The organism is Yersinia sp. KBS0713 (genome assembly GCF_005937895.2).
GTDB classification, from domain to species: domain Bacteria; phylum Pseudomonadota; class Gammaproteobacteria; order Enterobacterales; family Enterobacteriaceae; genus Yersinia; species Yersinia bercovieri.
In genome coordinates this window covers 3,173,391-3,187,573 of record NZ_CP042173.1, presented here as the reverse complement: position 1 = coordinate 3,187,573, position 14,183 = coordinate 3,173,391, and the positions used below count along the sequence as shown (strand labels likewise).

The following is a 14,183-nucleotide window of genomic DNA, read 5'->3' as shown; positions in this document are numbered from 1 at the left end:
ATTAATGCTTATGTGGTATTTCTGGTCTTTTCAACGAATCTAGTAGGGCAACAGCATTGCTGATATTTTTGGTTTCAAGGTACCTTGGGAGTTTTTCCATAGCATAGTTATCATGTAGCCACTTTCTGAATATACCTAAGGATTCAATAGGGTATATCCAAGCAGTTATATGCTTATTGGCTGCTGACTGCCTGTAGTTATCAGGGTAAGTATGTGGATGCTGTATCCTTTCGCCGTATGTGGCTGAAAGGTTGTTTGCCGACCAATAGCGGCCCCAGTAGTTTCCTACGCTTCCATCTAAAGAAGTAGTGTCATCCATAGGGAAGCCGCCACCAATTAAGTTCATTGCGACATCGGCTATTTCTCTGAACACGGCAAAATGGGAAGATGGTATTTGATCATTTAGTTTTATTCTGGCTCGATAATTATCGAAAGAAATATCTACGGATGCGTTGGGGTTATAATTGGCTTTTTCATAAATCATACGCTTAAGCGTGTACTCCGCCAGGCGGACGAAATTACCAACAGCTACGGACCTATCAAAGTTAGTAGCATCCATTGCATAGTATCTCATTATGGCCATGCATACATAATCAGGGTAGGCGTGAGTTTCCACGTTTGAACTGTTGATAACCCTTGTATAGAGCCGGTCAACATTAAAATAACCCTTCTCAGCTAGGTATGCTGCTACTTTTTGCCCCCTTGGTTTATTCTTTTCTGCATCCCAATTTGAGGTGAACATACGCAGTGGGGCTTCATCAATACCACATAATTTAGCTAGGCCGTATAGAGTTAAGTATGGTGTCCCATCACTCAAAACCCCCATAGGTATACCATCAGCAATAACTTCTACAGTTGGAGTAAGCACCAAATTACCCTGCGATCCGTTATGCGGAAAAGTAGACATATCTATATGATTCCTAATGTAATTAGACCGAGATCGGCCTTGCTCCCTTGGAAATCTTAATGCGCTCCGGTCTTTGCCAGATTCGCTGTATTTGTTTACCCGCCCCTCTATGGGCTAGCAGTGGGTTAGCCTAAGCTACAACCGAAAATGCCTCATTGACTGAAGTCGCGAACCATTCTGACACATGGTAACTATATAGAAGGCCTATGATGGCTGCCACAATCAAAATGATAGGAATTACATACTCTTTCATCTCTCCTCCCTGAGCTATGGGTTAGCAGTGGATTAGCAGAGCAAACGGAGACGCCGGACATTGAGCCTTAATTTTCCTTTAGCATCATAGACCGAATAGGTTGCAACACAAATACTGGGGATTTATCAGGGAAGGAGTGGCCGGTAGGTCACCGGCCTGGTAAGGTAGGTTTAAGCCTGAAACCAATCATCAGCACTTTCCCACGTATCCTGCAAAATCTCTTCATCAACCTTATTTTTAAATCAATAATGCTGAATTTTTCGTCATGAAGAAGATTTGACAGGGTTCACTTTCTGCTAAATTTCGGTATGCCAGTATCTGTCTTCATTATTACGTTGGTTATATCCATGAAAAAAGCAATCGCATACCTCCGGTTCTCTTCGTCTGTTCAACAGTATGGGGATTCTTTAAAAAGGCAAAATAGGCTAGTGACGGAATGGCTTGAGGCTAACCCCGATTACTTGTTGGACGAGTTGACGTATAAAGATTTGGGTATCAGTGCTTACCATGGAACACACGCCACGCGAGGGGCATTCTCTGACTTTATGGTGGCTGTAGAGGGCGGTTATATTGAATATGGCACGGTTCTGCTGGTAGAAAGCCTAGACCGGCTGTCTCGTGAAAAAATAGGCGAAGCAACGGAACGACTTAAAAGCATATTAAAGGCCGGTATCGATGTTGTTACCCTTAGCGACCATACTCATTACACTAAAGATTCTTTGGACGACCCTTACTCACTGATAAAAGCCATTCTAATTGCGCAACGAGCCAATGAAGAAAGTGAAATTAAATCACGCCGGATGAAGTCGGCATGGAAGAAGAAAAGGGAGGAAGCAGAGGCCTCGGGCAAAATAATCACCAGAAGTTGCCCGCGCTGGTTGAAGGTGAGCCAAAGCGGAGATAGTTTCGAGCTGATACCTGAACATGCCAGGACGATTAAAGAGATATTTCGGCTACGATTAAAAGGGCAATCTCTCAATGGAATAGTTAAAATCCTGAATGACAAAAAGGTGATAACGCTAACGGGAGAAATTGGCGTCTGGAATCCTTCTACAATTGAAAAGCTATTGGTAAATAAAGCCCTTATTGGAATAAATGTCCCGTCATACCGTACGATAGCCAATGGAATACAAGAAATACCGGGCTATTTTCCCCGAGTCATTTCCGATACAACTTTCTACGCAGTCAGAGAGTTCAGGAAACCGCCCTTTGGCAAAGATAAGCACACTGATAACCCCTATCTAATTAATCTCTTCCGTTCGGTGATGAAGTGCAAAGCATGCGGTCACAGTATCATTCTCAATTCCATAGATGGCAAAGGGATGGGGTATTATGTATGCCCCATGCGCCGGTTACATCGCTGTAATACTCCATCGATTAGGCGTGATATTGCAGATGTAAACCTGATAACTACAGTTGTTATCCATGCTGACAAATTCCAGACTAATTCAACCAGTAGAGAATCGACCCGTTCGCTCCAGGACAGAAATATTGAGGTTCTTAAAAGTATTGATAAGCTGATTGAGGCATTACAAATAGCACCTGAAGTGACTGCTTTGGCTGAAAAGGTAAAGGTACTGCATAAAGAATTCAAAAGTAATGAGGCCACGATACGTGCAGTTAAGAATAAGCAGAGGCTGGCCGTTAGTGAGGATGTAACAACGCTGGATTTAACCTTAAAAGAGGACCGAGAGAAGTGCAGACGTTTTATTTTCAAAACATTTAAAGAAATAGTGCTCGATACTGAGAACAAGACGTGTGATATCTGCTTCAGTAACGGTTTTAAGCTGATAAATTTCCCGTTACTGAAAAGTATCAGCTCAGAACAGCTCATCAGTGCTTTGACCTATACAGACGATTCAACACTGATCCTATGAGTTAGCACCTACATCAATGTGCTTAATTGCCCAGCCTATTATGAAATGAAAACCTTTAGTTAGCGCCATAGCATGAAATTTCCAAAGTAAGTTGATAACATTATGTTTTATAATTTTATTTTTATTCTCTCCAGAGATTTATACATATGGAGATGGATACTGAACCGACTTTCTTGGTAGATGAACCTACCGTGGGTCGGTTCAATTTAAAATTAATTTATCTTATATATCAAATAAATGCGTCTGTGAACCGACTGAACCTACCGAACCGACCACTTTCTGGTTATATATAGAGAAATTTTATTTGTGATTATGAATCCATAATCAACTGTTAAATTGGCGGTCAAATAATAACCAGCAAAGTGAAGTGCGATGATATGAAATCATTTTGATAGCAAATATTGTCTTTCACGATTCTTGGTAGTTTCTTCGTACAGGTTTGGGGAAGGAAAATTATTTGGGGGTATCGTTGGGGGTATCTTTAAAATTGAACTTGGTTAATATCTTTATTTAACAATATATTGAGAGTTTAATTTTACTCCTGTAGGGCGTACCATTTAGAATCAATAAGTTACCCTCTGTTTACTCCCCCTAATTTTCAACTGCATTTTTCAAAAGTGTCAGATTGGTGGCATTAAGTCCCATTTCTGACAAAATGTTGTTCACTTATTACCATGTTGACAGCCTCATATGCCGCTACACCCAGCGAGATTTTTACTTAGCTAAAGCACTGTCTTGACCCATGACAAGGCGGTCAGGGGGGAGCCACTTTATAATCAGACCCGTTTTTTCTCACTGGACTGAAGCATGGCTTATCAACTGAATCTTAACTGGCCCGAATTTTTAGAAAAATATTGGCAAAAACAACCTGTAGTATTAAAAAATGCATTTCCGAACTTTGTCGATCCTATTACGCCGGATGAGCTGGCGGGGCTGGCAATGGAAGCAGAAGTAGATAGCCGTCTGGTCAGTCATACCAATGGTCAGTGGCAGGCGAGTAATGGGCCATTTGAGCATTTTGATAATTTGGGTGAAACCGGCTGGTCACTGCTGGCTCAGGCGGTTAACCACTGGCATGCCCCCTCCGCTGAACTTGTGCGCCCATTTCGCGTGCTGCCGGATTGGCGCTTAGATGACCTGATGATCTCTTTTTCTGTTCCAGGTGGTGGTGTTGGGCCACACATTGATCAGTATGATGTATTCATCATTCAGGGGATGGGCCGCCGCCGTTGGCGTGTTGGTGATAAGCTGCCGCTAAAACAGTTTTGCCCGCACCCGGCGCTGCTGCATGTTGAGCCATTCACGCCGATTATTGATGAAGATCTCGAACCGGGTGACATTTTATATATTCCACCGGGCTTCCCACACGATGGTTTCACCCATGAAACGGCGTTCAACTACTCGGTCGGCTTTCGTGGGCCAAATGGCCGAGACTTAATCAGCAGTTTCGCTGACTATGCGCTGGAAAATGATCTCGGTGGTGAACATTACAGTGATCCTGATTTAACCTGTCGGGAACATCCGGGGAGGGTTGAAGAGTATGAACTTGAGCGCCTGCGCGGCATGATGGTCGATACGATTAATCAGCCGGAAGATTTCAAACAGTGGTTTGGCCGCTTTGCCACCACGCCACGCCATGAGCTGGATATTGCACCAGCCGAGCCACCTTTCCAGCAGGAGGAGATTGTCGATGCACTGATGGGCGGTGAAGTCTTGACCCGTCTGAGTGGGTTGCGGGTTCTGCAAGTTGGCGACAGTTTTTTCATCAATAGCGAACGGCTGGAAACCTCCGATCCTAAAGCCGCCGATGCACTGTGCCGTTACACCCATATAGGTAAAAAAGAGTTGGGTGGGGCGCTACAGAATTCAGCTTTTATTGCTGAGTTAACCGAACTGATTAATCAGGGCTATTGGTTCTTCGACGAATAATAGGTGAATAATAAAAGTCCCACTCAATCTGCGTGGGACTTTTGGTGCCTCATTTTTAGCCGCTTTGGGACTATATAGCTAATTAGTTTTTAGCGGTTTGATCAGCTGTGCCGGTGGTTTGGCCTTGGCTAATAGAGAAGGTGCCTTGATAGCTGTCATGGTCACCGATATTGGCCATTGAAACTGTTGGTGCCAAGATTGCTGCGATCAGGGTCAGTGCTGCGATAGTTGTTTTCATAATATGTTCTCTTCGGTTTGTATAAGTGAAAGCGGGTTGCTTTCGATAAGAGGAATGTTACGCCGATCACATTTTTTGGATATCGAAGAGAATTGCTCATCTTGGTCAAAAAAACTGTATAGCCCAATTAGGCCATTACATTGATACGTGGCAGAATGTAAAAAAACAATTACAGCTGTTTCACCTGAGATGACAAAGATATAAATATGGATCGCTCCCGCTTACTCAAGTTCCTGCTGCCCTATCTGTGGCCAAAGAATAACCGCAACCTCCGCTACTACCTGATGGCCGCCATCATATTTATGGTGGTTTCTAAGGTCAGCACAACACTGGTGCCACTGGCCTACAAGGCGATGATCGACACATTAAGCAGTGAAAGCGCCAGAATGTTGGCTATTCCGATCAGCCTTATTATCGCCTACGGGATCGCGAGAATTAGCGCCTCTTTATTTGAAGAGCTGCGCAACGTGATGTTTATTCATATCAGCCAGAATGCGACTCGGCTACTTGGATTGCGGGTATTTAAACAGTTACATGAGCTAAGTTTGCGCTTTCATCTTGACCGACAAACGGGTGGTTTATCTTTGTCGATCGAGCGCGGAACACAAGCGGTTGCTACGGTACTTTCACGTCTGCTGTTCTCCATATTCCCTATTTTATTTGAGATAACACTGGTCTCTTTGATCATGTGGCATCTATTAGATGGCTGGTTTGCACTCGCCATTTTGGTCACGGTCGCCTGTTATATCCTATTTACGGTGATGGCTGTCAGTTGGCGAACCCGCTTTCGGCGCGAACTTAATCAGGCCAATGCGGATGCCAACACTAAATCTATCGACAGTTTACTCAATTATGAAACCGTAAAATATTTTGGCAATGAAGAGTTTGAAGCCGAACGTTTCAATAAGTCGCGGCAGCTGTATGAACATGCGGCAATAAAAAATCAATTCAGTTTTACTGCATTAAGTCTCGGGCAAACGGCCATTATCTCAGTAGGATTAGTGGTCATGATGGCGATGGCAGCGAAAGGTATCACCCAAGGTCGAATGACTATCGGTGATTTTGTCTTGGTCAATGCCTACCTTTTACAGTTATATCAGCCGCTTAATTTCTTTGGTTTTATTTACTCTGAGATCAGGCAGGCATTGATTGATATGGAGAATATGCTCAATTTGTTGATGGTTGAGCAAGAGATTACCGATAAGCCGGATGCCGCGACATTGCAGTTGACCCAAGGTGAAGTGCGCTTTGACTCAGTCAGTTTTGGTTATGATCCGCGTAGACCTATTTTGAATAACGTGAGTTTTACCATTCCTCCGGGCAAAACGGTGGCGGTTGTGGGGGCTTCAGGGGCGGGCAAGTCAACACTCTCCCGTTTGCTGTTCCGTTTTTACGATGTGACTGATGGCGCGGTGCTTATTGACGGGCAAGATATCCGCAATGTCACTCAGGCCAGCCTGCGCAAGGCGATTGGTATCGTGCCTCAAGATACCGTGCTATTTAATGACACGCTGCGTTATAACATTGCTTATGGCAGAACATCAGCCAGTTTTTCAGAGATAGAGCGGGCCGCAAAACTGGCACATATTCACAATTTTATCAGTAGCTTGCCAGATGGCTATGACACCCGAGTTGGCGAGCGGGGGCTTAAATTATCCGGCGGTGAAAAACAACGGGTAGCGATTGCCCGCACTATTCTCAAAAATCCGGCGATATTGGTTTTCGATGAAGCTACCAGTGCGTTGGATACCCAGACTGAACGTGAAATTCAGGCCCATTTGCGGGAGGTCAGCCGTGATCACACCACGCTGGTTATTGCCCACCGTTTATCAACCATCATTGATGCTGATGAAATTATTGTGCTGGAAGCGGGTTCGATTGTTGAGCGTGGGCGTCATGAGGCGCTGCTGCTGAAAAATGGCCGATACTCAGCCATGTGGCAAAATCAATATCATGAAGAAGAACAACTCGTGGAGTGATGATGAGTTGTTCTTAAATTCTAATCAAAAGAGTGCATAAGAGTAACTTCACACTCTTTTCGCTGATATTGATTGATCTCTGGCACTAATTGTCTGAAATGCGCGGTGGCGCAATGTATATCCAGAGCGGCTTGATCTGGCCACTCTTCAATAAAAATAAAGTGGCCAGGATCTTTATGGTCAATAAATAGATCGTAGGATACACAGAGTGGTTCAAGTTTTGTACATGCGACTAACTCTTGGTAGAGCGGCATAACATCATCAATATGTTCCAGTTTTATAAAATCTTGGGCAATCACTTTTAGCATGAGTTTGGCCGCCTTAAGCTCCGGTAAAATAGGTGTAAGCGAAAACCGCCAGCGCCAGCGCTATCATAATTAGGGTTGTTTTTCTCAGTTTCACACTGTTCTCATTATCAGTTGTTGGTATTCATCATAGCCCAAGAAGATAGCGGAAAATGAGTTAGAAAACATCGACTCACTTAAAATAGTCAGATTCAGTTGGTATTTTCAATCGACTATTGCGTCGATAGTATGGCTTCCTTTAGCGGAACTTAGCTTCTAAGATTGATCTTGTTCACGGTTTAAATATAATTATTTGTGTTAATTCTTTACTGTGTGCTGGGTAGTGTGGAGGTGTGTAATGTCAGCACTAGAGAAAATTGTTTCCGCATATTGCCATACCAGTCTGGACTTTGTGGCATCCACGATTGCTTTTATGGAAAACCAAAAGAAGAAAATTAGGATTGATAAAATTGAGGCGAAACTTTCGTCCGATGAACTTGAGTTCTTCCGAGAAAGATTGGCTCACTACAGAGATATTTATCGGCCTTTGTAGTCCATCAACCTTAAATAAGCCGCCTGAGGGCGGCTTATCTTATTGTAAAAACACGGGTCCTCTGTTACTTGCTTGTTTTTTGCTCAAATAACACTCAAATCAACTAAAGTTAATACAGGCAATGCACTTACTGTGGGGCCTGTTATGTACCATAAAATAGATGGCAGCGAATACCGGCGTATCTTTGTTGTTGGTGATATTCATGGTTGCTATAAAAAGCTGATGGATGCTTTGGATCGTGTGCAGTTTGAGCGCTCTGCTGATTTACTGGTTTCTGTCGGGGATTTAGCGGATCGCGGTCCACAGAATATTGAATGTTATGAGCTAATTAATGCTCATTGGTTTCGTGCTGTTCGTGGCAATCATGAGCAAATGGCGATTGATATGCTGGCAGGTGGCGAGGTTGATACCTGGATGGCGAATGGAGGCCGCTGGTTTTTCTTACTCGATGACAGTAAAAAATCTCAGGTTGAAGGGCTAATTAAGCGGGCTGAGCAGTTACCCTTGGTGATCGAAATTACAACTGAGCGCGGCAAGTATATTATCGCCCATGCTGATTACCCCTCAGATGAATATGTGTATGGTAAACCCATCAGTGAGCATTTAGTGGTATGGAACCGTAAGCGCCTTAATGCTGCTATGAAGGGAGAGAGTGAGGCCATTAAAGGAGCGGATAAATTTATATTCGGTCATACACCATTGGTAAAACCGTTACTGTTTAAAAATCAACTCTATATCGATACGGGTGCGGTATTTGGTAATACGCTAACCCTGATTCAGATTCAATAAGTAAGTAAATTGATAGGATCGCCTGCTTACTGAAAAGTGATAGCCTCCGTTTAGAGCAGAGGCTATTTAGGCCATATCAATCAAAATGAGATGAATCGCGATGTGTACTTATTGAGTAATAGGAGTCGTGATAATAGTACCGACGCGGCAAATACGGATAACAGAAGTGTAAATCTCAGTGTCACATCTGATAAATTATATGCGCTGGAAATAAAGTAAAAAATCCCATCATGTAGTATATAGACCCCAATCATTGAAGGGCTGATATAGGCTAAGGCTTTCTTTATCCACTCATGCTTAGTGTTAAAGTTATCAAATATGACAAATAAGCATAAACTTAGAATTAAAACGTGTAAGTTATCGAGGAAATAGCCTGCATTCACTGTTTTGTATACATGTATCGACATAAAGCTTTCATAATAATACATCGAAATAGCTGTCGGGATTAACAGTATTTTAGCAATGAAACGTATTCTTGGTAGTTTTGTTATTTTCTGACATATCCTTGAGCACAAAAATCTACCGGCCATATAATAGAAAATCCACGTCCATAATCTAAAGTATTGTGGAAAATCAATCAGGTATGGTCTCTCGGTGAATGTGCTAATAAGGTCGATAGAGACAGAGAAGATGACCAAACAGGAGAGGGTAATTATTGCTGTTCTGTTGCTTTTTAAGACTTTAGAGATTATCGGATTAATCAGGTAGATAATGGCAATGCTGAATAAAAGCCAACTTTGCAGGAAATAGCCCCGTTTGAATCCATCCTCATTGATAAAGTAGAAGAGAACGTTCCAGAAGATAATAATAGTTATGATTGATTTTAACTTTCTGAAGATATCTTTTTGATCTATTTGATCATTAGAGTCGATATACCCAATAATCATGAAAAAAAGAGGGGTTGCGATGATCGATAGAAAGTACAAAACACTCATCACTTCACCACCTAAAAAACACTGTTCAGTGCAGGTTTTACTGGCGGAATAGAAGGTTACAGCAGAAAAGCAGCTTAAGGTTTTTAGGGCATGTAAACCGACGTTTCTCATAAAGTAGTTTGACTTACAATAAGGTTAAATGAGAAAGCAGCGTCATAGGGGATATGGTTTTCATCAGGCTTTTCCTATTCAGACTACTAATTTTTCTATATTTTTGCATACAATCTGAAAGCTGTCACGCTCAGTAAAATTTATCATAAGTAAACAGCTAAGAAATATTTTCTATAGAAAAAGACATTTCCTACATCTTCCGGTGTTGACATCCTATATATCTGCGAATCTCTCTATGGTTTACTGAGGAAACAGAGGTGTGTCCTGGGTTATCTTTATAATTTTTAATGATATTTATTTCATTATAACCAGGTCTGAGTTAATGATTTATGGGGTGCTTAGGCACTAGCGGGTGTGGCCAATATGATAAGCTGTATGATAGTTGATAACGATAAATATCAAACACTGGGTATGGTAACTATCGTAAAAAAAATATTCACATCGTTAGGCTTTAAGAAAGAGATTAAATTCTATCGGAAGTCATTCTATTCAGCGGATATAATTTTTATTGGTGTCGATGAATTCAGCTTTTTCGATGCGCTAAAAAGCTTGGACAGATCGCCATCAGAAGCGGATGTCTTTTTGATTTGCGATGCGAGATTAAATAGTTTTCTACAGGGAATTCCACGATTCAGTAACGTAACGATGATCTTCAGGGAAGATTCACTCGAAGCCGTAACCAATAAAATTTCAACGGTATTCAAACGCAAGCTTCGTGGGCTTAAAGAAAACTTAACCGAGCGCAAAAATACTAATGTATTAAGCCTGGCGTCATCAGAACGTCAGTATTTGACACCTAATGAAAATATCGTGCTGAAGCTATTTAATGAAGGTTTCTCCGGTGGTGATATCGCCAGAATTCTGAAAAAGAGTGAGAAAACAGTAAGTGGGCAAAAACGCTCAGCGATGAAAAAATTGGGTGCACGTACAGACGTTGAGTTAATTAAAATGTTTATGTTCAAATAGTTAATATGAAAAATGGACTGAATTTTTTTGTTACTTTTCCCGTCAACACCAGAGAATATCTAAGGGATGTTGTTATTATAGCCGGCAGGGATGCCAGCATTAAAACTCCGGGGGTACTCGGATGGCCCCAAAGCTATTTGGGGCCAGTTATCGGTGCGGATACCAAACAATCTCAGTAGAAAATAGTCAGTATCAAATACACTTCAACTTAGCAACCGTACTATCAATGTCGACTTCATGTTCTGAAAATGTATAAGTTACATTTTGGAATGTGGTTATCGACAGCATTTTCAGTGGTACTGTTTTTTCTGCAATATCTTCTTCTTGCGGCCGGATTTTATTCATCAGTAAATTCACTGAGAGGACGGTATTGGCCTTGTCGACTTCAGCCTGTGCAGGAACTTCTTTAGTGAAAGTGTTGAATGACTTAATGCTGGTGAGTTTGATTCTCTCGTTGGCAATGAATATATATTTACTCTCAATAGCCACTTTCACTGCAAATGCGGACAACCCTTTGGTATTGGTTGTTGGCTCAAAAGTGACCTCAGCCCCTTTTTTGATCATCTCGGGATTAGCAACTTTAATAACGTGAAAATAACGGTTATCTCCGTTCTCATCGGTGATAAAACCAAAACCTTTATCTTCAAAAAAAGTTGTTATTCTACCGTTCATCATGCATCTCATATTAGCGTATCCAATGGGTAAGTATAATACAGGGGAATAGCTTTCAGATACAGTCTGGCGGGTTTTTAGGCCCAGTGAAGGTGAGCTGAAAATAGAAAAAATGCGGATTTCTGTGCTGAAAATGCGACTGAAAAGGTGGGGTTTTCTCTTTTTATCTCTTTTTTGTGATCTCTGCTGTGGACAAGAATCGGTTCTATTGCTGTACTGTATCTGACACACATTTTGTGTCCAACATCCACGTAAAGGTAAGTTTGATGTCTAAGATTAAAGGTAGCGTTAAGTGGTTCAATGAGTCCAAAGGTTTCGGCTTCATTACCCCAGAAGATGGCAGCAAGGACGTTTTCGTTCATTTCTCAGCCATCGCTAGCAACGGTTTCAAAACTCTTGCTGAAGGCCAGCGTGTAGAATTTGAAATCACGAACGGTGCCAAAGGGCCATCTGCTGCTAATGTTATCGCTATCTAAGTAGCCCATATCTCTTAAAACCCGCCTCAATAGGCGGGTTTTTTATGTGTGGCACTGATATAGCGATGGAAGTGGTGTTAGCTAAAAGAGATATATTTTTAGGAAAATCACGGTGATAGACAGGCAAAAAATCACTGTTAACCACTCAACCCGCGTCTTAGGTAATCCAAACATAGCAAGATCCAACACTTCAGCCACCACCATCGGTTAACTGTTCTCTACCCAATGATTATCGGGTTTGTAGATTAAGAAAACATTAAGACGGTGTCGCTCTTGGTATTACTGCCCTGCGAAGTGATTGACCAGCAGAAAGGCCAGCATGGTCATGGCAAGTGAACCTGCCAGATTTAGTAAGATACTACCTGCGGCCCAAGCTAGTTTGCCATCCTGAATCAAATAGACCACTTCGACAGAGAAGGTGGAAAATGTTGTTAGCCCGCCACAAAAACCGGTAGTAATCAGTAACTTCCATATAGGATCAATATCAGTAAGGCGGGTAAAAAGCGCCAATGCCAGACCAATAATAAAGGCCCCAATCAGGTTTACAACCAGTGTCCCTAGCGGGATATTAGGTGATAGATTGTTGAGCTTCATGCTGACCAACCAACGGGCTACGCTGCCCACACCACCACCAATAAATACTGCCAGTAACGTATTAAACATAAACACCTTTCTTGATGAACACCTGTGGTGCAGGGGCTTTTTATCGCCTGCAACTTATTAGCTCGCTAACTCAATGCGATTGCGGCCATTATCTTTTGCCAGGTAGAGTGCGGAATCGGCGGCTTTTAACCATTGTTGATAGTTAATCATGTCATGCCTGTAATCAGCAATGCCAGCGCTGACTCTGAGTTGCAGGGAGGGTGCTTGCTCAAAAACTAAATTGGCTAACTTTTCCTGAATTCGAGTTAACACTTCCCGTGTTTGCTCCGCCGTGGTATTTGGCAAAATCGCGCCAAACTCATCGCCACCATAGCGGCCGACAATGTCGATGGCCCGTAGCCCCAGTAATAGCTCTTCGGCAAGAACCGTAATGGCATCGTCACCGACGGCATGACCAAAGGTGTCATTAATAGATTTGAAATTATCAATATCAAGCAAAATCAGTGTGGCACCATGCTGATAACGTCGACAACTGTCAAATTGATTATGTAACTGATGCTCCCAGTGTCTGCGGTTATATAATCCAGTCAATCCATCTCTGACGCTGATGCGTAATAACTCTTCCCTATTTTCGGCCAGACGTTTTGCGGTTCGATAGGTCACTAATCCAAGTAGGGAGGGGTAGACGACTATCATTGGCAGGCAAGCATAAACCTGAAGCGGTGAGGTTTCTGGTTTAAAGGGTAAATTAAATATCCACGCGGTCAATAAGCTACAGGCAATTTGTAATGCCAGCCCTTTGCAAAAGACGTTTTTGCCGCCTGAAGCAATATTATTCATACTCATCATTGATAAAATAACCACCGATGGCAGGGCATTGAACGACATGATTGCCACCCAGACTCCACCTAGGGCTGAGTCTATTTTCATGTTGAGTATTTCTTGCTCAAACGGCTCTTCAGAGCGCGAGGCCAGCAGGAATGCGATGTGTGGCCAGACTAATCCGTTGAGTGCGAGCACTATCCATAACCAGAGTGGCGCATTCTGAGTGTAGAGTACCGAGCTAACACATAACATGCCAATGCCTAAGCCAAATGCTCGAGGTAAATAGGTCCTTTTAGCAAAACTTAATCCCGATCGCCGGGTATTTATTCTACTTGAATAAGGCAATTGGCGGTTCCCTCGTTTTTTGCTTTGGGGGGATGTTAACGGCAATGTCTCATCCGGAATGAGTCAAAATGAGTGAGAATAGACTCTTGAGTAAATCATAGTTCACTAACGAAATCTGTTACATATTACTGTTGTTTTAATCGGAAATTTATTCGTAAATAGCTCATGATTTAATGAACTGAACTCTCATCAAGAAGGCATATATGGAAGGTATCAGCATTACCAAATTGTTGGTCGTTGGTATATTGATTGTGTTGTTGTTTGGCACTAGCAAATTACGCACACTGGGTGCGGATTTGGGCGCAGCTTTGAAGGGCTTCAAAAAAGCCATGGGTAATGATGATGCGCCAGCAGCAAGTGCGACTGCTGAGTCCAAAGCGGCAACAGAAACTAAAGCGACACCGCCGATCGAACATAAAGAGTGATTGTTGCATTGGGTTT

Annotated in this window: 15 protein-coding genes and 1 pseudogene; 8 read left to right on the top strand and 8 right to left on the bottom strand. The window is 42.4% G+C overall.

Features of this window, described 5'->3' with window-relative positions; translation table 11 throughout:
- Position 1: 1 nt before the first annotated feature.
- Both FFE93_RS15160 and FFE93_RS21965 read right to left on the bottom strand, forming a co-directional pair.
- Positions 2-907, bottom strand: coding sequence for a hypothetical protein (locus FFE93_RS15160; RefSeq protein WP_099462489.1), 906 nt, complete (start codon positions 905-907; stop codon positions 2-4).
- Positions 908-1,330: 423 nt separating this feature from the next.
- Positions 1,331-1,384 (bottom strand): annotated as a pseudogene (locus FFE93_RS21965) (DinI-like family protein); the annotation flags it as partial.
- Positions 1,385-1,507: 123 nt separating this feature from the next.
- On the opposite strand from FFE93_RS21965, the gene FFE93_RS15150 reads away from it, so the two are divergent.
- Positions 1,508-3,037 carry a recombinase family protein gene (locus FFE93_RS15150; RefSeq protein WP_138775395.1) on the top strand — a complete coding sequence of 510 codons (1,530 nt, stop codon included), beginning with the start codon at positions 1,508-1,510 and terminating at the stop codon, positions 3,035-3,037.
- Between the two features lie 807 nt (positions 3,038-3,844).
- Positions 3,845-4,966 carry a cupin domain-containing protein gene (locus tag FFE93_RS15145; RefSeq protein ID WP_049599525.1) on the top strand — a complete coding sequence of 374 codons (1,122 nt, stop codon included), beginning with the start codon at positions 3,845-3,847 and terminating at the stop codon, positions 4,964-4,966.
- Between the two features lie 82 nt (positions 4,967-5,048).
- Here FFE93_RS15145 and FFE93_RS21565 read toward each other — a convergent pair whose 3' ends face one another.
- Positions 5,049-5,204, bottom strand: a complete 156-nt coding sequence (locus tag FFE93_RS21565) for a hypothetical protein (RefSeq protein ID WP_005278114.1) — start codon at positions 5,202-5,204, stop codon at positions 5,049-5,051.
- A gap of 206 nt (positions 5,205-5,410) precedes the next feature.
- Between FFE93_RS21565 and FFE93_RS15140 the strand changes: the two genes are divergently transcribed.
- Positions 5,411-7,183, top strand: coding sequence for an ABCB family ABC transporter ATP-binding protein/permease (locus FFE93_RS15140; protein ID WP_138775394.1), 1,773 nt, complete (start codon positions 5,411-5,413; stop codon positions 7,181-7,183).
- Positions 7,184-7,203: 20 nt separating this feature from the next.
- Here FFE93_RS15140 and FFE93_RS15135 read toward each other — a convergent pair whose 3' ends face one another.
- Complete coding sequence (locus FFE93_RS15135) at positions 7,204-7,491, bottom strand: putative quinol monooxygenase (protein WP_005278095.1); 288 nt, start codon at positions 7,489-7,491, stop codon at positions 7,204-7,206.
- Between the two features lie 334 nt (positions 7,492-7,825).
- On the opposite strand from FFE93_RS15135, the gene FFE93_RS15130 reads away from it, so the two are divergent.
- Positions 7,826-8,020, top strand: coding sequence for a glycogen synthase (locus FFE93_RS15130; protein ID WP_005278093.1), 195 nt, complete (start codon positions 7,826-7,828; stop codon positions 8,018-8,020).
- Positions 8,021-8,164: 144 nt separating this feature from the next.
- On the top strand, positions 8,165-8,809 hold the full coding sequence (locus FFE93_RS15125; RefSeq protein WP_005278091.1) for a metallophosphoesterase: 645 nt from the start codon (positions 8,165-8,167) through the stop codon (positions 8,807-8,809).
- An 80-nt stretch (positions 8,810-8,889) separates the two neighbouring features.
- Here FFE93_RS15125 and FFE93_RS15120 read toward each other — a convergent pair whose 3' ends face one another.
- Entirely contained in the window at positions 8,890-9,855 is a 966-nt protein-coding gene (locus tag FFE93_RS15120; protein WP_005278090.1) for an acyltransferase, read from the bottom strand.
- Between the two features lie 375 nt (positions 9,856-10,230).
- Here FFE93_RS15120 and FFE93_RS15115 point away from each other — a divergent pair, with 375 nt between their 5' ends.
- Positions 10,231-10,821 (top strand): helix-turn-helix transcriptional regulator, encoded by a 591-nt coding sequence (locus FFE93_RS15115; RefSeq protein ID WP_005278088.1) that lies wholly within the window; start codon positions 10,231-10,233, stop codon positions 10,819-10,821.
- A gap of 192 nt (positions 10,822-11,013) precedes the next feature.
- Here FFE93_RS15115 and FFE93_RS15110 read toward each other — a convergent pair whose 3' ends face one another.
- The gene (locus FFE93_RS15110) at positions 11,014-11,493 is read right to left on the bottom strand and encodes a cold-shock protein (RefSeq protein ID WP_005278086.1); all 480 of its coding nucleotides are present in this window, start codon (positions 11,491-11,493) and stop codon (positions 11,014-11,016) included.
- Positions 11,494-11,759: 266 nt separating this feature from the next.
- Between FFE93_RS15110 and cspE the strand changes: the two genes are divergently transcribed.
- Positions 11,760-11,969 (top strand): transcription antiterminator/RNA stability regulator CspE, encoded by a 210-nt coding sequence (cspE, locus tag FFE93_RS15105; RefSeq protein WP_002210315.1) that lies wholly within the window; start codon positions 11,760-11,762, stop codon positions 11,967-11,969.
- Positions 11,970-12,248: 279 nt separating this feature from the next.
- Here the strand turns inward: cspE and crcB are convergent, their stop codons facing one another.
- Both crcB and FFE93_RS15095 read right to left on the bottom strand, forming a co-directional pair.
- On the bottom strand, positions 12,249-12,632 hold the full coding sequence (gene crcB / locus FFE93_RS15100; RefSeq protein WP_032898670.1) for a fluoride efflux transporter CrcB: 384 nt from the start codon (positions 12,630-12,632) through the stop codon (positions 12,249-12,251).
- A gap of 57 nt (positions 12,633-12,689) precedes the next feature.
- A complete protein-coding gene (locus FFE93_RS15095) occupies positions 12,690-13,649 on the bottom strand; it encodes a diguanylate cyclase (protein ID WP_005278080.1) in 960 nt (319 codons plus the stop codon).
- A 296-nt stretch (positions 13,650-13,945) separates the two neighbouring features.
- Between FFE93_RS15095 and tatA the strand changes: the two genes are divergently transcribed.
- Positions 13,946-14,167: a Sec-independent protein translocase subunit TatA gene (tatA, locus tag FFE93_RS15090; protein ID WP_005278078.1), complete on the top strand. Its 222-nt coding sequence runs from the start codon at positions 13,946-13,948 to the stop codon at positions 14,165-14,167.
- Positions 14,168-14,183 lie beyond the last annotated feature (16 nt).

Coding starts and splice junctions, on each gene's coding strand:
- tatA (WP_005278078.1), top strand. CDS start 13,946: ATGGAAGGTATCAGCATTACCAAATTGTTGGTCGTTGGTATATTGATT.
- FFE93_RS15095 (WP_005278080.1), bottom strand. CDS start 13,649: ATGTTATGTGTTAGCTCGGTACTCTACACTCAGAATGCGCCACTCTGG.
- FFE93_RS15115 (WP_005278088.1), top strand. CDS start 10,231: ATGATAGTTGATAACGATAAATATCAAACACTGGGTATGGTAACTATC.
- FFE93_RS15125 (WP_005278091.1), top strand. CDS start 8,165: ATGTACCATAAAATAGATGGCAGCGAATACCGGCGTATCTTTGTTGTT.
- FFE93_RS15160 (WP_099462489.1), bottom strand. CDS start 907: ATGTCTACTTTTCCGCATAACGGATCGCAGGGTAATTTGGTGCTTACT.
- FFE93_RS21565 (WP_005278114.1), bottom strand. CDS start 5,204: ATGAAAACAACTATCGCAGCACTGACCCTGATCGCAGCAATCTTGGCA.
- FFE93_RS15110 (WP_005278086.1), bottom strand. CDS start 11,493: ATGAACGGTAGAATAACAACTTTTTTTGAAGATAAAGGTTTTGGTTTT.
- cspE (WP_002210315.1), top strand. CDS start 11,760: ATGTCTAAGATTAAAGGTAGCGTTAAGTGGTTCAATGAGTCCAAAGGT.
- FFE93_RS15145 (WP_049599525.1), top strand. CDS start 3,845: ATGGCTTATCAACTGAATCTTAACTGGCCCGAATTTTTAGAAAAATAT.
- FFE93_RS15140 (WP_138775394.1), top strand. CDS start 5,411: ATGGATCGCTCCCGCTTACTCAAGTTCCTGCTGCCCTATCTGTGGCCA.
- crcB (WP_032898670.1), bottom strand. CDS start 12,632: ATGTTTAATACGTTACTGGCAGTATTTATTGGTGGTGGTGTGGGCAGC.
- FFE93_RS15120 (WP_005278090.1), bottom strand. CDS start 9,855: ATGAGAAACGTCGGTTTACATGCCCTAAAAACCTTAAGCTGCTTTTCT.
- FFE93_RS15130 (WP_005278093.1), top strand. CDS start 7,826: ATGTCAGCACTAGAGAAAATTGTTTCCGCATATTGCCATACCAGTCTG.
- FFE93_RS15135 (WP_005278095.1), bottom strand. CDS start 7,491: ATGCTAAAAGTGATTGCCCAAGATTTTATAAAACTGGAACATATTGAT.
- FFE93_RS15150 (WP_138775395.1), top strand. CDS start 1,508: ATGAAAAAAGCAATCGCATACCTCCGGTTCTCTTCGTCTGTTCAACAG.